The sequence below is a fragment of the Roseovarius amoyensis genome, assembly GCF_003260265.1.
GTDB lineage: Bacteria > Pseudomonadota > Alphaproteobacteria > Rhodobacterales > Rhodobacteraceae > Roseovarius > Roseovarius amoyensis.
Map to the genome: position 1 here is coordinate 84,764 of NZ_QITQ01000008.1, position 18,450 is coordinate 103,213.

Sequence of the window (18,450 nt, forward strand, 5' to 3'; positions counted from 1 at the left end):
AACCGATGAACAAGATACTTGGATTTACCAGCCTCGGCACGGCAGGTGCCGTCGCCGTCCTCGCGATGAGCCTGAATGCCGCGCCTGCCGCAGCGCAGGAGGTCACGCTCTACAAGAACCCGCAATGCGGATGCTGCGAAAGCTACGCGGACTATCTGCGCGAAAACGGTTTCACGGTGGAGGTGCGGCCGACCCACGATCTCGCGCAGATCAGTCGCGAGGCTGGTATCCCGGACGACTTCCAAGGCTGTCATACAGCCTTTCTCGACGATTACGTCGTCAGCGGACACGTGCCGATCGATGTCGTCAACAGGCTGCTCGAAGAGCGCCCGGAAATTGCCGGTGTGACACTTCCCGGCATGCCATTGGGGTCGCCGGGTATGGGCGGCGCGAAACAGGAGCCCTTCAAGATTTACACCGTCGAGGAAGGTGTGAGCCCGACCGTATATTCGGTCGAATGATCAATCGCGCGGTCTGGTGCGAACCCGTGCCAGACCGGTTTCAAGGGAAAACAAAGGATGGAATGCATGATGATGGACGGTGGAATGATGGGCGGCGGCATGATGATTGCGATGGGCCTCGTCTGGTTGCTGATCGTGGGTGTGCTGGTGCTCGCGGCGATCGCCTTGGTCAAATACATCCGCTCGGACAGCGGAAAATAGAAATGCGCCGAAATGCGGACTGAAGGTGCCAGCAGCGGCGACAGCCTGTTGTCGATGGGATTGGTCTGGGCGCTTTGCGTCCTGCTTGTCCTGTCGTTGCTCGCGGCACTCATCGTCCTCTGTAGGTGGCTCGCAATAAGAAGGCGGAAACTTAGTGAAAAACACGATTAGGCTCTCGGCTGTCCTGCTCGCCACAACGGTTTTGCCCGTAGCGGCGCAGAGCGACGTGCTCATGGGCGAGCGCCTTTATCAAGAGAATTGTGCCAGTTGCCATGGGGCAAACCTGGAGGGGCAACCTGAATGGCGCACACGATTGCCGAACGGCAGGTTGCCTGCCCCGCCGCACGACGCCTCCGGCCATACCTGGCATCACCCCGACCGCGTATTGCTCGACATCGTGAAACGCGGACCGGCGGCGATTGTCGGGAACGGGTACGAAAGCGACATGCCCGGATATGAGGATGTGCTGACAGACGATGAGATCACGGCGATCATTGACTACATCAAGAGCACATGGCCCAACCGGATCCGCGCGTCGCAGGAAAGCCGATCCCTTGCCGATGAGCAGGCGCAGCCATGACGGGAGAGGTCGAGAGAAATGCCGACCCTGTGACGAGACGCAGAATCTCTGGGTTCGTGCTGGTGCCGCTGATAGCTTTTGCCCTCATGGTCCTGTTCGGTTGGGGGCTTTTCAGGGGTGGCGACGACTTGCCGTCGGCACTTCTCGGCAAACCCGTGCCCGACTTCGCGCTGCCCCCGGTGCTCGGCCGCGAAGAAGGTCTTTCGACGCAGGATCTGATCGGCCATGTCTCGCTGGTGAACGTTTTTGCCTCTTGGTGTGTGCCCTGTCGGGCCGAACATCCGCTGTTCATGGAGTTGAGCGCAACAGGTGAGGTGCCGCTTTACGGGATCAACTACAAGGACCCGCCCGATCAGGCGCGCGCCTGGCTCGACGAGTTGGGTGATCCCTACGCGCGCATCGGGGCCGACATCAACGGACGCGCCGGTATCGAATGGGGCGTCTATGGCGTGCCCGAAACCTACGTCATCGCGCCCGACGGCACCATCGCCTACCGCCATGTTGGTCCGATCACACGAGCAATCCTGCAGGAAACGCTGCTGCCGATCGTCCGTGACCACAAAACCCAACCCGCCAAGGAGAAAACGCCATGAAAAATCTGAAACCGGCGCTGATCGCCTTGGCACTGTCCGTCGGCGCGGCTTTCGCGACACCGCAAGGGTTTGCACTTCACGACACCCCGCAGCCTGTCGCCAATGTGCGCTACGAGAAAGAAGACGGAAGCCGGGGAGACATGGAAGATTTTCGCGGCAAAGTGATCCTCGTGAATGTCTGGGCAACTTGGTGCGTCCCTTGCCGGGAAGAGATGCCGACACTGGATGCGCTGCAAGCGGAACTTGGCGGCGACGACTTCGAGGTGGTCGCCCTTTCCATCGACCGGGCCGGATCAAAAGTCGTGCGCCGCTTCTACGACGAAATCGGAGTTTCCAATCTCAAGATGTATGTCGACCAGACCATGCTTTCAGCCACTGCGCTGCGTACTGTCGGCCTGCCGACGACGATCCTGATCGACGCGCAGGGGCGGGAGCTTGGTCGACTGGTCGGCCCGGCCGAATGGGACGACCCCGAAATGGTGTCCTTTCTGAGCGGATTTATCGAATGAGTGCCCCAGAAGACGTTCTCTCAACCTTGATCTTCCAGTTACTGGAATGACTACTTCACTAATATCGAAAGGATTTCCCGGATGACCGACATATCACCTTCCAACATCGCGGGTGCCGCCGACATCGAAAGCGCAGGCAACTGGCCCGGGTGGCTGACGCGCAGACGATTGCTGTTCGTCGGTGCGGCAACCTTGATCGGGGGCGGCATGGCCTTGAACTGGGGATGGCTCAGCGCGATCGGGCTCGCGCCTGTTCTGGTCTCGCTGGCCCCCTGCGCTGCGATGTGCGGCCTGGGTCTGTGCATGAAGGGCGGGTCCGGAAAGGGCTGTTCCAAATCGCCCGAGGGGGCGTCTCCCGATTGAGTTCTTTCGATAACCACACGATTAACCCAAGGAGAAAACCATGAGAAAAGCATTTAAAACCTTCGTCGTAGCGTCAGCCGTTACCGCAAGTGCATTTGCCGTCAGCGCCCAGGAACAGGCGACGCCTGATACCGGCGAGATGATGCAGAATGACGGTGCCATGCAAGGCGGCATGATGGATGGCGATATGGAGAGCATGATGAAGATGATGGCCGAAATGAAGCCCATGATGGAAGCCTGCACCGAGATGATGGCGTCCATGACGGAGAACATGGACGGCGGCATGATGCCGTCGCCAAATTCTGACGGCTAAACTGCCGAAAATGCCTGTCGGTCTGCGGATCGGCAGGCAAAAGTTTTGAAGGATTTAAGAATTGACAGCACTGACACGACGCGCCGCTTTGGCGATACTTGCGGGTACGATCTCCTCTCCAGCTTTAGCCGATCATCCCGGTGAAAACCTGGATGCACGTATGTTCGAGATGGAGCCATACTTCCAGGTTGTCGATGAGGTGCAGGCACCAGGTTTCGAGTTGCAGGATTCCGAGGGGAATACTGTGCGCCTGTCGGATTTCAGCGACAAGGTGATCATCCTGCACTTCATCTACGCCAATTGCCCGGATATCTGCCCGCTCCACTCCGAAAAGATCGCGGCCATACAGACTTCGATCAACGACGGGCCGATGAAGGAGCTTGTGCAGTTCATCTCGATCACCACCGATCCGGTGAATGACACGCCGGACGTGCTGCGCGATTACGTGGATCGGCATGGACTCGATCCGAGCAACTGGGTCATTTTGACCAAGCAGCCTGATCAATCTGATGACGCAACGCGCCTTCTGGCGCGGGAATATGGGCTGGAGTTCACGATGACCGCCGACAGCGACATGATGATGCACGGAGCGGTCACCCATGTCGTGGATATCGGCGGGCGGTTCGCTGCAAAATTTCATGGCATGGACTTCAAGAACGTGAACCTCATCCTCTATGTCAGCGAGTTGATCAACAACGCACAGCATCGACGCCGGGAGCCCAGCTGGTGGGACCGGCTGACAGGTGTGTCTCAATGAGTGTCTTTGCGACTGGCGTCAGGCTGTCCTCGACAGACGGAATTTCCCTGACAGCTCTGCGTCGGTATTTTTCGGTGATCATCCCGGCCAATCTGATCTGGGAGTTCGCGCATATGCCGCTCTACACGATATGGAACGAGGGCACCTGGGGTGAGATTGTCTTCGCAGCCGTCCATTGCACGGGTGGTGATATCCTGATCGCCATGAGCGCGCTGATGCTTGCCCTCATGCTGTCGGGCCGGGGCTGGCCCCTAGTCGCCTCCACGCGGCGGTCTGTGACCGTCCTGACGGTGGTGTTTGGACTGGGATACACGCTGTTCAGCGAATGGCTCAACATCGTGATCCGCGCGGCCTGGGCCTATTCGGACCTGATGCCGATCATTCCGGTCCTCGATGCGGGCCTGTCACCTGTTTTGCAATGGATCGTGGTCCCGCTGGTCGCGTTCTGGTGGGCCGTGTGGTCCTTCAACACTAAGCGAGAAACATGATGGATATTTCCGGCATCGGCATTTTCGCGGCCTTCCTTGCGGGTGCCATTTCGTTCCTGTCGCCTTGTGTACTGCCACTGGTGCCCGGCTACGTTTCGTACATTGCGGGGCAGCCGGACCTGCGTACGACGCGGTCGGTTGGTCTGCGGGCACGTGCCGGGGCGCTCGGATTGAGTGCCTGCTTCGTGCTGGGCTTTTCGACGGTCTTCGTCGCCCTCGGGGCCGGGGCCAGCGCGCTCGGGTCGCTGCTGCTGACATGGCGCACTGAGCTGAATTATTTCGGTGGCGGGATCATCATTCTGTTCGGACTGTTCATGGTGGGTATCTTTCGTCTGGATGCGTTCTCGCGCGATACCCGTTTCAATCTCGACATTCCCGGCGGTCGCCCGTTTGGGGCCTACTTGCTGGGACTGGCCTTCGCCTTTGGCTGGACACCTTGCATCGGACCGATCCTCGGCGCGATCCTGACACTCAGTTCGACCTCCGGCGGCATGTCGGACGGCATCTGGCTGCTGTCGATCTATTCCGCTGGTCTGGGGGTGCCTTTCCTGCTGGCTGCGCTGTTCACCGACGCCATCGCCGCGCGGGTAAGGCAGATCGGCAAGGCCGGTCGCTGGCTCTACAAGGGCGCGGGTGTTGCCATGATCATCATGGGAGTTGCCATCATGACCGGGCAACTGTCACGGTTTGCATATTGGCTGCTGGGGACGTTTCCCTTTCTCGCGACAATCGGCTGACGAACTTCGAACCAGCTCTTGGCGCGATGGCTGGTAAGTGGGGATCATCTCCACCAGTCAAAAAGGTCGTACACGCCGCGCCTCTGTAGAGGTCGCGGGGCCGTCAACCGATCAGGTAGACCCGGATCGGCATCCAGATACCCATGACCATCATCATCAGGTTCTCGGTGAGCGAGACGAACCCTAGTGGCACGTTGCTGTCTCCCCCGACGCAGGCGCATTTCAACTCGCGCCTTTCGATGTACACGGCCTTGAAGACCGAAACCGCGCCGACGGTGCCGATGAACAAGGCCACGGGTGCCGACAGCCAGGTGAGCGCCCCGGCGACCATGAGGATACCGGCGAAGGCCTCTCCGAAGGGATAGAGATAGCCGTAGCGCACCCAGCGGCGCGCCAGCAGGTCGTAATTCAGGAACATGGTCGAAAAGCTCTCGACATCCTGAAGCTTCTGCACTGCAAGCAAGCACATCGAGATCGAGACGAACCATTCCAGCGCGCGCAGGCTGAGGATGGTTCCAAAGCTGTACCATGACAGGCCGAGCGCCATCAGAAACGCGACGGCAAAGATCGCGATCACCGGCCGATAGGAGGTGTCCGAGCGCTCACTTTCCGGCGCGTCGAGGCCGAAATGGACCCGCAGATCGTCGTAGCCGCCAATCCGCTTGTCGCCGATCCAGGTCTGCGGCGTGGTCTCGACCCCGTGCTTTTCCATGAAGGCATCGGTTTCCTCACGTGTCGTCAGGTGATGATCCTCGACCTCGTACCCTTCCCGTTCGAGCAGGTCTTTGGACTTGAGACCATAAGGGCAAAGATGATCCTGCATGACCATCCGGTAGAGTTGGGCTGATTTCGATGCGTCTTTCGGCATGGTGTTTCCTCCAGTTTCTGGTTCAGGCACCGCAACCGTAATATCCGCGATACCCTGCACGCAGACCGGACCCAAGTTCGAGAACGAGATCGGCGTCCTGCATTTCGCCACTATTTGCGTCCAATGTGCCGGTTCCGCTCGGCGCGCTCAACGCCACTGTCATGCCTTCCGTGCCCCAAGTGCTTCCGGCGTCGCCAGCCTCCAGCCGCACCAGATCGCCGCTGATCTTGGCGAGAGCTACACTCCCACCGTCGATGCGGCCCACCGCAAGCGCAGGCCTGCTTGTGGTGGTGTAGGTGAACGTGCACGCCGCGCCGCCGGGAAACATCTGCGCAATGTCCTCCGTAGTAAGAAATTCGAGGTCGAGAATGGCGACTTCCGGGGTTGATAGCGCCTCGTCAAGGCTCATGATCTGCGTCGGTCCGCTTTCTGACTGTGCCGGACTGTCACCGTTGGCGTCGATATCGTTCACCAGATAACGCATCTCGGCGATTTCCTTGTCCTGCGCATAGATGATCTCATCCGCCAGCTTGCGCACGCGCGGGTCCGAGATATCGGCGCGGCTGGAGGTCATGATCGCGATCGAGTGGTGCGGGATCATTGCCCGCATGTAGCTGGTGTCGCCCACCGTCACTTGGCTGCGGACCAGCCAAAGCGAGGCGGCAAAGACCACAGCGGCACCGATGAAGATGGCTGCGTTAGCCGTCTTGCTGGAATACATCGACAGCATGAAGCCCAGCATGATGATCGCCATGGTGGCACCCATCAGGAGAGCCATGTAGGCCCGCGTTTCCGACCAGAACACATGCGTCCAGAGGTAGGTATTGAGATACATCAGACCGAACATGACGACGGTAGATGTGGCGATCATCGCGAAAAAGCGGCCATATGACATGAAGTTGTCCTCTCTCGAAATCGTGAAGTCTAGAGGTGGAACAACTTTCCCGCGCTGGAATGTTCCGAAATAGCTGCAGCCAGTCGCACCTTATGGGTGGCGCGGCCCGCTGGGGGACAGATCGAAGCCCGCTTAATCCGCTGCCCTTGCGGTCCGGGTCTTACCCTCTTCCATCGCCAGATCTGCGAGAATCGGGCAATCAGGCCTGTGATCGCCAGCGCAGGCATCGACAAGGTGCGACAACGTCGCGCGCATCTCGGTCAGTTCTGCGATTTTCCGGTCGATCCGGTCGAGGTGTTCCTCGGCGATCTGCTTGACCTCCGCGCTGGCGCGGTCGGTATCGGCATAGAGTTTCAGCAGGCTCCGGCAGTCCTCGATGGTGAAGCCAAGCGCACGCGCTCGCCCAAGAAACGCCAGCTTGTGGACGTCGCTCTGCCGAAAGCTGCGATAACCGTTCGCGCTGCGCAGCGGCTCGACCAGCCCGATGTCCTCGTAGTAGCGGATGGTCTTCGCAGGAAGGCCGGACAGGTCGGCCACGTCTCCGATATTCATGATCGTTTTCTCCTTGTTTCATTCTGCCGGGAGGGGGGACATGCGGGGGGCAGTCGCGGCCTTCGCCGCGTCGTCCATCGCCGGGCGGACACGGCGCAGGCGCAGCGCGTTCGTCAGTACGAAGACCGAGCTGAGCGCCATTGCCCCAGCCGCCAGCACCGGCGACAGCAGCAGGCCCGACACCGGGTAGAGCAGCCCCGCCGCCACCGGAATGAGGGCTACGTTATAGCCGAAGGCCCAGAACAGGTTCTGGCGGATGTTGCGCATCGTACGCCGCGACACTTCCAGCGCGTTGACCACGCCGCGCAAATCGCCCGACATCAGCACCACGTCGGCCGATTCGATGGCGACGTCGGTGCCGGTGCCGATGGCGATGCCCACGTCCGCATGGGCAAGCGCGGGCGCATCGTTGATGCCGTCGCCGACAAAGGCGATTTGCTGGCCCGTGCCGCGCAGATCGTCCAATGCCGCGACCTTGCCATCCGGCAGCACACCCGCGATCACATGGTCGATGCCGGTCTCGCGCGCGATGGCTTCTGCCGTCTCGCGCTTGTCGCCGGTGATCATGGTGACTTTCAGGCCAAGATCGTGCAGCGCCCGGATGGCGGCCGCGCTGGATGGCTTCACCGGATCTGCCACGGCGATGACGGCGGCAACGCGTCCGTCGATGGCGGCGTAAAGCGCGGTGCGGCCCCGCTCGGCCAGGCGGCGCTCTTCGTCGACCAACGCGCCGATGTCCAGCCTTTCGCGAGCCATCAAACGGTCGGCGCCCACCAGTACGTCCCGGCCCGCGACTTCTGCCCGGACACCGTGGCCAGTGATGGACTTGAATTTCTGCGCGTCGTGCCGGGCAACGCCCTCGGCCTTCGCCGCCCGCAGGATGGCCTCGGCGATGGGATGTTCCGACCGCGCCTCGACCGCCGCGACCAGAGCCAGCACCTCGGCCCGTTCAAAGCCGTCGGCCAGCACCAGATCGGTCAGTTCGGGGCGTCCTTCGGTCACCGTGCCGGTCTTGTCCAGCGCGACCACATCGACGGTCGAAAGCTGTTGCAGGGCGTCGCCCTTGCGGAACAGCACACCCATTTCGGCGGCACGGCCGGTGCCGACCATGATCGACGTCGGTGTGGCCAGCCCCATCGCGCAGGGGCAGGCGATGATCAACACCGATACTCCGGCGACCAGCGCAAAGGACAAGGCGGGCGACGGTCCGACCAGCAGCCAGATCATCACCGTCAGCAGCGCCAGCGCCATGACAGCGGGCACAAACCACAGGGTGATCCGATCCACCAGACCCTGGATCGGCAACTTGGCACCCTGCGCCTCTTCGACCATACGGATGATTTGCGCCAGCGTCGTATCCGCTCCCACGCGTGTCGCACGGAACTGGAAGGCACCGGAACCGTTGACGGTCCCGCCGGTGACGGGATCGCCCAACGACTTGGCCACAGGCACCGGCTCGCCGGTGATCATGCTCTCATCGACGCGGGCGCTGCCTTCGGTCACTTCACCGTCCACGGCAATCCGCTCTCCGGGGCGCACGAGCAGGATGTCGCCCGCGGCGATGCGCTCGATGGCCACGTCCTCAGGCTCTCCGTCCACCAGCACGCGGGCGGTCTTGGCCTGAAGGCCCAGCAGCTTCTGGATCGCTGCGCCGGTGCGGCCCTTGGCGCGCGCCTCCAGCCACCGGCCCAGCAGGATTAGCACGACGATGACTGCCGCCGCCTCGAAATAGACGGCACGCGACCCTTCGGGCAGCAGCGCGGGCGCGAATAGCGCCACGAGAGAATAGAGATAGGCGGCAGAAGTGCCGACCGCGACAAGGCTGTTCATGTCCGGCGCACGCTTGAGCAGGGCTGGAAACCCGCGCGTGTAGAAGCTGCGCCCCGGCCAGAGCAGAACCACCGTGGTCAGGACGAACTGGATCAGCCAGCTTGCCCGATGGCCGATCGTGTCGCCGATCAGACCATGCATGCCGGGGATCAGGTGCGCGCCCATTTCCAGCAGAAACACAGGCAGGGCGAGGGCCGCCGCCAGCGCGGTCCTGCGAGCCAGCGTCCGCGCCTCTTCATCCTTGCGGGCACTCGTGTCTTCCGGCGCGCTGTCCGGCGGCAAGGTCGCGGGATAGCCTGCGTCACCCGCCGCCTTCAGCAGGTCCGCAACCGCAACCGAGCCTTCGAGATACGTTACCGTCGCAGTTTCCGATGCCAGATTGACGTTCACGTCCAGCACGCCCGGCACCGCCGCCAGCGCCTTGTCCACCCGCCCAACGCAGGACGCACAAGACATGGAGGCCACGTTCAGGCGAGTGCTCTGCTTACGGGCCGGATAGCCAATCTCTTCCAGCTTCTCGACGATGTCCGAGATGCGCTCCGGCCCGTCGATCTGCGCCTGGGCCGTCTCGCTGGCGAGGTTGACGCGAACGTCGCTGACACCCGGCAGGCCGGAAAGCCCACGCTGCACCCGCCCGACGCAAGAGGCGCAGGACATGTTTTGAAGGGAAATTCGGACGTTGTGCGGACCGGACATGGAAATCTCCTGATTCTGATCCTCCCTCACATAAGGGTTCCATTCACTGGAAGGTCAACAGGTGCATCGAGGAATTTTTTCGGGCATTGACCTTCCCATAGGGGAACGCCCTAGATAGCAGCAGCAAGAAGGAGATCGTGATGATCAGGTTCAGCGTGCCGGACATGAACTGCGGACATTGCACCGCGTCGATAGAGAAGGCCATTGTGACGATAGACCCACACGCGACTGTCACCTGTGACCTGACTGCGCGTTCCGTCGAGGTAGATAGCGCATTGGATGAAAGCGCTCTGAAGGCAGCGATTCACGATGCGGGCTACGGATCGCAAAGACTGAGTTAGTCCCGGCACTTCCAGTCATTACTGAAGTACTCACTACCATTTTCGCGTCTTCTGTCTGACTGGTGAACGTTGCTATGTATCTATTGCGCAACAGTTTTGAGCGCTCGCAGCGAGAATTCGCCTGCCTCGCTAGATTGTGCCAAACCTTCCCGCGCTGTAAGCGTTGACTAATTTGTCAAAACGTCCAAGTTGCCGTTTATGAGAATGCGTGTCGCCACTTCGGTATGGGTGAAATTCCTCACTTGCTTCGCTTTTGCGTTGGCATTGGTTCTGTCTCCACCTTCTGCGGCACACGCGGCCTCGGGAATGCATGATGGTCAGCATTCTGGATCGATCAGCTCCCTTCTCAGCGAACCGACAGTTGGTCAGGGAACTGATATCCACGCCGACCACATGAAACACCCGGCGACAGTTGACGTGGATGACATATCCTCCGACATGGGTGAAACAGAGCATCAATCAACTCAGTGTTGTAACGGAATATGCATTTCTGTCGTCATTCCAGACGCAGACTTGGTATTCCCGGATCCTATTGCTGCGAAAGAATATATGATCCTGAGCGGTCAGACGCATTCCGTCGAAACATCAGGGTTTCTGCGGCCCCCTCGATTCCTGATCTGAAACGGCGCCCAATCCGGGTGTGAGCCTTGCGCAGACTCTGCGTGAGACATCGTTCATCAATCAGGATACCTTCATGAAAATTCATCTACTTATGGGGGCTTCGGCCCTCGGGCTTGGCGCATGCGCCTATGAGCCTACCCCTTTGCCCTCCGTTGCGACACAACAGGCTGTCGTCAACGCGACCGTTTCGTCTCCGATCAGCTATCAAGATCCATTGGCTGGCTACACCTATCGTGGTCCGACCGGCCCCCGTGATTGGCGTTCCGTCAATCAAGAGCAGACGGAGGGCAACTGATGCGGGTATCTAAGATTCCGCTGGTTCTTGGCTTTCCCCTAATTTTGGGTGCCTGCGCTACCGCTGTACCGGGTATCTACACGGAACCGAAAGCCGGCTTCGCCAACATTTCCAGTCAGGTCACACCGGCCATCGGCAAACGGACGGCCTTCGCCGAAACCCAGGCCGAAAACGAAGCTCTCAAGAAACAGGTGCACAGCATGGTGCATCAGAAGACGATCTCGGCCGATACGGCGGTTCAGGTTGCGTTGCTGAACAATAAGGGTCTGCAAGCGTCTTACGCCAATGTTGGCCTCTCGGCCGCTGAGGCCTGGCAGCAATCGACGCCGGAAAACCCGATCGTCTCAATTGGCGTCTTGGGAATCGGTGCGCCTGAGCTCGGTGCCTACAGGGCGATCGAAGGGCTGATCCGGTCGAACGTCCTCGATGCCACCACGCGCAAACAGCGCATGGCCATTGCTGATGCAAGCTTCCGGCAGGCTCAGCTCAATGCCGTGAACGACACACTTGCACTGGCCAATCAGACGCGAAAGGCATGGGTCGATGCAGTCGCCGCCTTCGAGGCAGTGAGCTATCTGCGGCGCGCGAAAGCGACCTCTGACGCCGGCTCGGAACTGGCTATGCGGTTGGGCGAGACCGGCGCACTCAACAAAGCTGGGCAGGCCCGCGAACAGGCATTCAATGCCGAACTGGCGGGGCAACTTGCACAGGCACGATTGAACGCCACTCGGTCCAAGGAGACTTTGACCAGGTTGATGGGCCTCTGGGGCACCGAAGTCGATTACTATGTGCCAGATGCTCTTCCTGCACTGCCGCGTTCTGTCGGCCGTGTGACCGACATCGAGGCCAAGGCGCTCCGAAACCGGGTGGATCTGCGTGTTGCCAAACTTGGCCTGGAAGCGCAGGCCAAGGCGTTTGGTCTGACCGACCAGACCCGCATTGTCAGCGATCTGGAGATCGTTGCGGGAGCCGAATTTGAGCGTGAAGTTGAAGGCAGTGGCGACATTGAAACCAAGACTTTGCCTCAGGTGGAAGTGGAGTTCGCGATCCCGATCTACGACACCGGCAAGGCCCGGATGCGCAAGGCGGAATTGTCTTATCTTCAAGCGGCCAACGTGCTCGCAGAGAAGGCCGTGAACGTCCGGTCTGAAGCGCGCGGTGCTGAAGCCTCTTATCATGCCGCATACAAAATCGCACGCCACTACCGCGACGTTCTGGTGCCGCTACGCACGACCGTCGAAGAAGAGGGTTTGCTGTCCTACAACGGCATGATCACCAACACTTTCGAGTTGCTGACTGATGTGCGCGAGAAACTTGGCGCATCCCTGGAAGCGGCAAATGCAAAACGCGAATTCTACATGGCACAGGCCGATCTGACCGCCGCGATCTATGGCGGCGGCGAAGGCGGCGGTGGTGCTGGTGGAGAAGGCGCAACGCTTGCCGCCGGTGGCGGTGCAGGACACTGAAAGGAACTGACATGTTGAACAGACGTCAATTACTCGGAGCCGGCGCGGCAGGTGCAACGCTGGTCTCTTCAAAAGCCTGGGGTCAAACCCTGAACATGGGCCTCCCTGAAGCCGCGCAGATGGACAGTGCGGCAACGGCGATTACGGCGCGTCCGTCGTCGGGGCCGGACTACACACCTGTGGTCACGCTGAACGGGTGGACCCTTCCGCACCGGATGAACAACGGGGTCAAGGAATTTCACCTCGTGGCCGAACCGGTAGAGCGCGAACTTGCAGACGGCATGATCGCGCATTTGTGGGGTTACAACGGCCAGTCCACCGGTCCAACGATCGAAGCAGTTGAAGGTGACCGGGTCCGCATCTACGTCACCAACAAGCTGCCGGAAGGCACCACGGTGCATTGGCACGGGCTCATCCTGCCCTCGGGCATGGATGGGGTCTCCGGGTTGAGTCATCCCAGCATCCCGCCAGGAAAAACGTTTGTCTACGAATTCGACTTGGTGAAGTCCGGCACGTTCATGTACCACCCCCATGGCGACGAAATGACCCAGATGGCGATGGGGATGATGGGCATGTTCGTGGTCCACCCCAAGGATCCCACGTTCATGCCGGTGGATCGCGATTTTCTGATCATGCTGAATGCCTTTGACATCGATCCCGGCACATACGTGCCCCGCATCATGACGATGACGGACTTCAATCTGTGGACATGGAACAGTCGGATCTTCCCCGACATCGATCCGCTGGTCGTGAACAAGGGCGACAAGGTGCGAGTACGCGTCGGCAACCTCACGATGACAAACCACCCGATCCACATGCACGGCTATGACTTCAAGGTCACCTGCACGGATGGTGGCTGGGTACCGCCAGAAGCGCAATGGCCGGAGGTCAGCATCGACATCCCCGTGGGCGCGATGCGCGCCTATGAGTTCGTCGCAGACCATCTGGGTGACTGGGCGATTCACTGCCACAAGTCGCACCACACGATGAATGCCATGGGTCACGATGTGCCGACGTTCATCGGGGTCAACAAGAAGCCGCTGACCCAGAAGATCCGTCAGTTCCAGCCGGAGTACATGCCCATGGGGATGTCCGGCATGGGGGACATGGCGAAAATGGAAATGCCGCTGCCTGACAACACGATCCCGATGATGACGGGTTGGGGGCCCTACGGCCCCATCGAGATGGGCGGCATGTTTTCGGTCGTAAAGGTGCGGGACGGCATCGACGCGGACGATTACTCCGATCCCGGCTGGTACGAAAATCCTCCGGGCGAGATGGCCTACGAATGGACCGGCGAATTGCCCGAGTTCGCCTCGAACAACAGTCCCAAGACCATTCTCACACCAAAACCAAACTCGAAGGGCTGAACGGCCCTTCGTCAACTCCAACCAAACCAACCTACAGGACAATGAAATGAGAAATCTTCTTTTGACGACAAGCTTCGCGTTGGTGCTTTCGGCACCAGCATTTGCCGCAGGCACACATGATGGCGGGCACGGTGAGACCAAGCCGGCCGCAATGATGATCGGTATGCCGGGTGAAGCCGCCAATGTGGACCGCACAATTGATGTCACTCTGCTCGAAAACGACGAAGGCGAAATGCTGATCGAGAGCGAAGAGATGACCATCAAGGAGGGTGAAACCATCCGCTTCAACATCACGAACAAGGGTGAGCTGGAGCATGAATTCGTCCTTGATACAGTCGAGCGCAACGCCGAGCACAAGATCGAAATGGCCAAGATGGATATGGAACACGACGACCCGAACCGAATCCGTCTCGATGCGGGCGCTTCGGGTGAGGTCGTCTGGACGTTCGCGAATGCTGGTACGTTCGAAGCGGCGTGCCTGATTCCGGGTCACTACGAATCCGGAATGCACCGTGCGGTCTCAGTGGGGGACCAGATGGCTCAGGCTGACGTGGAATATACGAGCGGGACCATCAAGAAGATCGACGCCAAGGCCGGCAAGGTCACAATCATCCACGGCCCTCTGGTCAACCTCGATATGCCCGCGATGACGATGGTGTTCCGCGCGGACGAAGCGATGATGGCCAAGATGGCGGAAGGTCAGGACATCGAGTTCGTTGCCGACCGGGTCAAGGGCAAGCTTACTGTCACGCAGATGAAGTGAAGATAGACAATGGGGCCGAGGCGAACACGCCCGGCCCCAACGTTTTGAGGCAATAAAATCAAGCGCTACGGAGGTAGCCGAGCATTATGAATTTCCTGATAATCTGCACCACCGCCCTTGTGCTCGTCTTTCCGGCTTTCTCAGTGAACGCTTCTAGTGGCAAAGGCCAGCAACCTCATGCGCGGGCCTTTGAATTGCCTGGCCATGATGCGATCGGGAAGCCCGGTGTCGGTTCCTCATTCGACCGGACGATCGAAATATCCATCAGGGAGACAGAAAGCGGATACATGCTTTTCGAGCCGGACGCGATCCAGATTGAAAAGGGATCGGTCGTTCGGTTTTTGATCGGCAATACGGGCGCTCTGGATCACGAGTTCTTTCTCGGCTCCTTTGACGAAATTGCGAAACATCAGCAGTGGATGCGCGAACACCCCGATATGCAACATGATCGCGCCAACTCGGTTTTGATCCCAAGTGGACAAAATGCCGACCTGATCTGGGAGTTCTCCGATATGACAAACCTGGAGTTCGTGTGCTTGATACCCGGCCACCGGGAAGCGGGCATGTGGGGCGTCATCATGGTGCACGATCACCTTGCGCCGAAGTCAAAGGGTTAGAATTTTTGATGTCACTCCTGGACAGGTATCACGTGCTTGTACACAACGTATCTGCCGCGTTTGGGTACGACTACAGCGATGCGACGCCAGACTGGGTTCACCCGTTCATTCATCTGATACTGGTCTTGGCACCCGCGCTGCTAATTACTGTCGGCTCATATCTTGCTATTCGCGGCATTCACAAGCTTTGGAAGCGCCGTCACACCCCTACGTTCCACCCCGAACCCATACGGGGGCTTGAAGGCAGTCTTTTCAGCACGGTCCTGCGCTACTCCAGAAGGCAGCAGGCATTGATGATTGTAGTCAGCCTCATCGCGATGCCTATTCTATATTTGACCCTCGAACTGCCAAAGCAGATCGTAAACAACGCTTTGGATTCTGATCGTTTCCCCGTTGCCGTTTTGGAGCGAGACGTCGATCAGGTCGTTTTCCTAATGCTTCTCTGTGGTCTCTACCTTCTGGCGATCATCTTGAATGGGCTAAATAAATACGGCCTCAACGTGTTCAAGGGGTATGTAGCTGAGCGTTTTCTGCGGCGCTTCCGCTTGCTGGTCTATCGGCAATGGCGCAGCGATCCCGACTCCCGAAACCAGAGCGAAATCGTCCCTATTCTCGCACAGGAGGTTGAGCCCATAGGTGGCTTCGCGGCAGATGTCCTCACGCTGCCAATCCTACAAGGCGGTACACTGTTGACGATTCTGTTTTTCATGTTCGTTCAGGACCCTGTGTTGGGTGCCGCCGCACTGACCGTGCTGCCAGTTCAGCTCGTGCTGCTGCCCAAGCTACAGCGGCGTGTAAACGCCCTTTCACGTACAAGGATCAAGGAAGTCCGACAGCTCGGCAGACAGCTTAGCGAACAGTTGCGTGAACGGCAGGTCAATTCGACCGGACTGCTACCGGCCGGAGCGAGTTTTAGAGAGCTTGAGCACGTCCGCAGGAAAATTTTCCACCTGAAGTTCTTCATCAAGGCCCTCAACAATTTTCTAACCGCGCTGACCCCATTCCTGTTCTACTCATTGGGTGGATATTTCGTCATCGAAGGGCGTATTACACTCGGTGCCCTGGTGGCCGTCCTAGCCGCACACAAAGACTTCTCGGCACCGCTGAAAGAACTCTTCAATTACTATCAGACGCTGGAAGACACGCGGATCCGGTACCACGAAATCACGACCTTTTTCAACAAATCGATCCAGCAATCCGCAATTGTTCAAGCAGACAACACCATGCCGCAGGAGGTCAGTCAATTCGAGCAAGCCCCACTGAGATGCCCGGCTTCGTCTCTAAAAAGGCAGGGGGCCATCGCAACATCATGAAAGAGTTTGATAGTATGAAATGGGCCGCGATATTTTTCGCTCTGGTCGCCGTCGCTGCAGCAGTATGGTTCATTGTGCAACCGAGCCACACTCGGACGGGCGTCCAGAGGGAGGAGGGCATCGCGCTTTCCGCGGGTGCTCTCGCTACTGTCAAGCTACCAAACAGTTTCACAGAGCAGGAGCAAATCGGCGCAAGCGCTTATGATGCGGTCTGTTCCGCTTGCCACGGTCGAAACGCGCAGGGTCAAGATGGCGTCGCTCCTCCGCTTGTTCACAAGATCTATGAACCCAGCCACCACGGCGACATGGCGTTTGTCCTCGCAGCGCAGAATGGAGTTCGGGCGCACCACTGGGAATTTGACAACATGCCAGCGGTTGAAGGCGTGACGCGCTCAGACATCCTTGCTATCGTGGCGTACATTCGAGCTTTGCAGCGGGCCAACGGAATTGACTAAGCATTTTCGTCGGTCAAAAGAATGGGAGTTGGCGCACGGTCAATCAGCATTTGGTTTGCCACAGAAAAGCAATAACGGTGGGAAAATTCTGCTCATGAGTAAATGTTCTGCTGCATCGACTCTGATCCTTGGTGCATTGCTCGCTTCGTCCACCGCATCATACGCGGAGGAAACCGGATTATTCAGATTGACCGACCGCGGATCACCGGTTGGCATCAATGCGCGCGAACCATCACTCGCACCCTTGTCGGATGGCAGGGTTTTACTGAGCTGGACCGAAGAAAGCGGAACCGAAGCGGAAGTTCGCATGGCCATCCTTGATGGCAAAGAGTGGTCGGATGCTCGGACAATCCATAAATCGTCAGAGACTTACATCAACTGGGCCGACTTCCCTTCGGTAGTGGCTCTTGCTGAGGGTGGTCTGGCGGCGCAATGGCTAGAGTTGAATGGACCGGGCGATTACCAATACGACGTGAATATCGCCTTTTCCCTAGATGAAGGCAGAACCTGGACGGACCCGATTGTCCCTCACGATGACAGATCGCAACGCGAGCATGGTTTTGTTTCATTGATTCCCGACCAGTTTGGCGGATTGACGGCGCTGTGGCTGGATGGCCGGGGGTATGACAGTCAGACAGAAGGCGACAGCTTCGAAAATGCGATGCAGTTGCGCGCGCGGCAGATCAACTCTGACGGAACGATGCAGCCAGAAAGCCTGTTGGATGTGCGCACCTGTACCTGTTGCCAGACTTCTGCGGCGCGGACTGCATCAGGCGACATAGTGGCGGTCTATCGTGACAGAACCGCCGATGAAATTCGCGATATATCGGCTGTCCGGCAGGCCGATGGGGAGTGGACGGAGCCCGCCACGATCCATAACGACGGATGGGAGATCGCCGGATGCCCCGTTAATGGCCCGGCTATTGATGCGATGGACGATAAGGTTTCCGTCATCTGGTTCACAGCAGCCGAGAACGAGCCGAAGGTTCGTATCGCCTTTTCGGACGATAGCGGTGCGCAGTTCGACGAACCGCTCCGCATTGACCTCGGCGCGGCCGCAGGTCGGGTGGATGTCCTGCAAATGCCGGATGGAAGCGCATTGGCGCTCTGGATTGAATTTGTGGGAGGCGGTGAAGCGATCGTCATGTGCCACGTATCGCCAGATGCCGGATGTGCCGCGCCTCAGGCGCTACACATCAATCGAGGCGGCGGATCGGTCGGTTTTCCGAGGATGGCGCTTGGCGGAACCGGGGCGTTTGTGGCCTGGACGCAACCAATCAGCGGCGCGGACGGCAGTACCACCATTCGCGTCGTTGAAGTCGCTCTGACGCCATAGGTTTCAAGGATTCATCTCGATTCCCAATGC

Annotated in this window: 24 protein-coding genes; 19 read left to right on the forward strand and 5 right to left on the reverse strand. The window is 59.1% G+C overall.

Annotated features, from left to right (window positions below):
• The first annotated feature begins 5 nt into the window (after positions 1 to 5).
• From DL899_RS09110 to DL899_RS09150, 10 genes are all read left to right on the forward strand, one after another.
• Positions 6 to 461: a DUF411 domain-containing protein gene (locus DL899_RS09110; protein ID WP_111734032.1), complete on the forward strand. Its 456-nt coding sequence runs from the start codon at positions 6 to 8 to the stop codon at positions 459 to 461.
• A 66-nt stretch (positions 462 to 527) separates the two neighbouring features.
• The gene (locus DL899_RS20080; protein WP_009503829.1) at positions 528 to 662 is read left to right on the forward strand and encodes a hypothetical protein; all 135 of its coding nucleotides are present in this window, start codon (positions 528 to 530) and stop codon (positions 660 to 662) included.
• Positions 663 to 864: 202 nt separating this feature from the next.
• Positions 865 to 1,242, forward strand: coding sequence for a c-type cytochrome (locus DL899_RS09115; protein ID WP_244968379.1), 378 nt, complete (start codon positions 865 to 867; stop codon positions 1,240 to 1,242).
• A complete protein-coding gene (locus DL899_RS09120; RefSeq protein ID WP_111734036.1) occupies positions 1,239 to 1,835 on the forward strand; it encodes a DsbE family thiol:disulfide interchange protein in 597 nt (198 codons plus the stop codon). The genes DL899_RS09115 and DL899_RS09120 overlap by 4 nt, the downstream gene beginning before the upstream one ends.
• Positions 1,832 to 2,344, forward strand: a complete 513-nt coding sequence (locus DL899_RS09125) for a TlpA family protein disulfide reductase (protein ID WP_111734037.1) — start codon at positions 1,832 to 1,834, stop codon at positions 2,342 to 2,344. Before DL899_RS09120 ends, DL899_RS09125 begins: the two co-directional genes overlap by 4 nt.
• 81 nt (positions 2,345 to 2,425) lie before the next feature.
• Positions 2,426 to 2,707: a hypothetical protein gene (locus DL899_RS09130; protein WP_111734039.1), complete on the forward strand. Its 282-nt coding sequence runs from the start codon at positions 2,426 to 2,428 to the stop codon at positions 2,705 to 2,707.
• Positions 2,708 to 2,747: 40 nt separating this feature from the next.
• A complete protein-coding gene (locus DL899_RS09135) occupies positions 2,748 to 3,020 on the forward strand; it encodes a hypothetical protein (RefSeq protein WP_111734040.1) in 273 nt (90 codons plus the stop codon).
• 61 nt (positions 3,021 to 3,081) lie between these two features.
• Positions 3,082 to 3,777: an SCO family protein gene (locus DL899_RS09140; RefSeq protein WP_111734042.1), complete on the forward strand. Its 696-nt coding sequence runs from the start codon at positions 3,082 to 3,084 to the stop codon at positions 3,775 to 3,777.
• Positions 3,774 to 4,265, forward strand: a complete 492-nt coding sequence (locus DL899_RS09145; protein WP_089963146.1) for a hypothetical protein — start codon at positions 3,774 to 3,776, stop codon at positions 4,263 to 4,265. The genes DL899_RS09140 and DL899_RS09145 overlap by 4 nt, the downstream gene beginning before the upstream one ends.
• The gene (locus DL899_RS09150; RefSeq protein ID WP_203212311.1) at positions 4,262 to 5,002 is read left to right on the forward strand and encodes a cytochrome c biogenesis CcdA family protein; all 741 of its coding nucleotides are present in this window, start codon (positions 4,262 to 4,264) and stop codon (positions 5,000 to 5,002) included. Before DL899_RS09145 ends, DL899_RS09150 begins: the two co-directional genes overlap by 4 nt.
• A gap of 103 nt (positions 5,003 to 5,105) precedes the next feature.
• Here DL899_RS09150 and DL899_RS09155 read toward each other — a convergent pair whose 3' ends face one another.
• The 5 genes from DL899_RS09155 to DL899_RS19370 form a co-directional block, all read right to left on the reverse strand.
• Positions 5,106 to 5,870, reverse strand: a complete 765-nt coding sequence (locus DL899_RS09155; protein WP_203212310.1) for a MauE/DoxX family redox-associated membrane protein — start codon at positions 5,868 to 5,870, stop codon at positions 5,106 to 5,108.
• Positions 5,871 to 5,892: 22 nt separating this feature from the next.
• Positions 5,893 to 6,765 carry a DUF305 domain-containing protein gene (locus DL899_RS09160; protein WP_111734048.1) on the reverse strand — a complete coding sequence of 291 codons (873 nt, stop codon included), beginning with the start codon at positions 6,763 to 6,765 and terminating at the stop codon, positions 5,893 to 5,895.
• A 132-nt stretch (positions 6,766 to 6,897) separates the two neighbouring features.
• Entirely contained in the window at positions 6,898 to 7,317 is a 420-nt protein-coding gene (gene cueR, locus DL899_RS09165; protein ID WP_111734050.1) for a Cu(I)-responsive transcriptional regulator, read from the reverse strand.
• 18 nt (positions 7,318 to 7,335) lie between these two features.
• A complete protein-coding gene (locus tag DL899_RS09170; RefSeq protein WP_111734052.1) occupies positions 7,336 to 9,843 on the reverse strand; it encodes a heavy metal translocating P-type ATPase in 2,508 nt (835 codons plus the stop codon).
• A 43-nt stretch (positions 9,844 to 9,886) separates the two neighbouring features.
• Complete coding sequence (locus DL899_RS19370) at positions 9,887 to 10,048, reverse strand: hypothetical protein (protein WP_162685538.1); 162 nt, start codon at positions 10,046 to 10,048, stop codon at positions 9,887 to 9,889.
• Here DL899_RS19370 and DL899_RS09175 point away from each other — a divergent pair.
• From DL899_RS09175 to DL899_RS09220, 9 genes are all read left to right on the forward strand, one after another.
• Positions 10,008 to 10,184, forward strand: coding sequence for a heavy-metal-associated domain-containing protein (locus DL899_RS09175; RefSeq protein ID WP_231024373.1), 177 nt, complete (start codon positions 10,008 to 10,010; stop codon positions 10,182 to 10,184). The genes DL899_RS19370 and DL899_RS09175 overlap by 41 nt on opposite strands.
• A 694-nt stretch (positions 10,185 to 10,878) precedes the next feature.
• Positions 10,879 to 11,100, forward strand: a complete 222-nt coding sequence (locus DL899_RS09185; RefSeq protein ID WP_221227929.1) for a putative periplasmic lipoprotein — start codon at positions 10,879 to 10,881, stop codon at positions 11,098 to 11,100.
• Positions 11,100 to 12,566, forward strand: a complete 1,467-nt coding sequence (locus DL899_RS09190; protein WP_111734056.1) for a TolC family protein — start codon at positions 11,100 to 11,102, stop codon at positions 12,564 to 12,566. Before DL899_RS09185 ends, DL899_RS09190 begins: the two co-directional genes overlap by 1 nt.
• A gap of 11 nt (positions 12,567 to 12,577) precedes the next feature.
• On the forward strand, positions 12,578 to 13,936 hold the full coding sequence (locus DL899_RS09195) for a multicopper oxidase family protein (protein ID WP_110476940.1): 1,359 nt from the start codon (positions 12,578 to 12,580) through the stop codon (positions 13,934 to 13,936).
• A gap of 46 nt (positions 13,937 to 13,982) precedes the next feature.
• Positions 13,983 to 14,699: a copper-binding protein gene (locus DL899_RS09200; protein ID WP_037941725.1), complete on the forward strand. Its 717-nt coding sequence runs from the start codon at positions 13,983 to 13,985 to the stop codon at positions 14,697 to 14,699.
• An 86-nt stretch (positions 14,700 to 14,785) separates the two neighbouring features.
• Positions 14,786 to 15,316, forward strand: a complete 531-nt coding sequence (locus DL899_RS09205) for a cupredoxin domain-containing protein (protein ID WP_221227930.1) — start codon at positions 14,786 to 14,788, stop codon at positions 15,314 to 15,316.
• A 32-nt stretch (positions 15,317 to 15,348) separates the two neighbouring features.
• Positions 15,349 to 16,629, forward strand: coding sequence for an ABC transporter transmembrane domain-containing protein (locus tag DL899_RS09210; RefSeq protein WP_239494656.1), 1,281 nt, complete (start codon positions 15,349 to 15,351; stop codon positions 16,627 to 16,629).
• Positions 16,626 to 17,084: a c-type cytochrome gene (locus tag DL899_RS09215; protein ID WP_231024351.1), complete on the forward strand. Its 459-nt coding sequence runs from the start codon at positions 16,626 to 16,628 to the stop codon at positions 17,082 to 17,084. Before DL899_RS09210 ends, DL899_RS09215 begins: the two co-directional genes overlap by 4 nt.
• A 28-nt stretch (positions 17,085 to 17,112) precedes the next feature.
• A complete protein-coding gene (locus DL899_RS09220; protein ID WP_231024354.1) occupies positions 17,113 to 18,420 on the forward strand; it encodes a sialidase family protein in 1,308 nt (435 codons plus the stop codon).
• Positions 18,421 to 18,450: the final 30 nt, after the last annotated feature.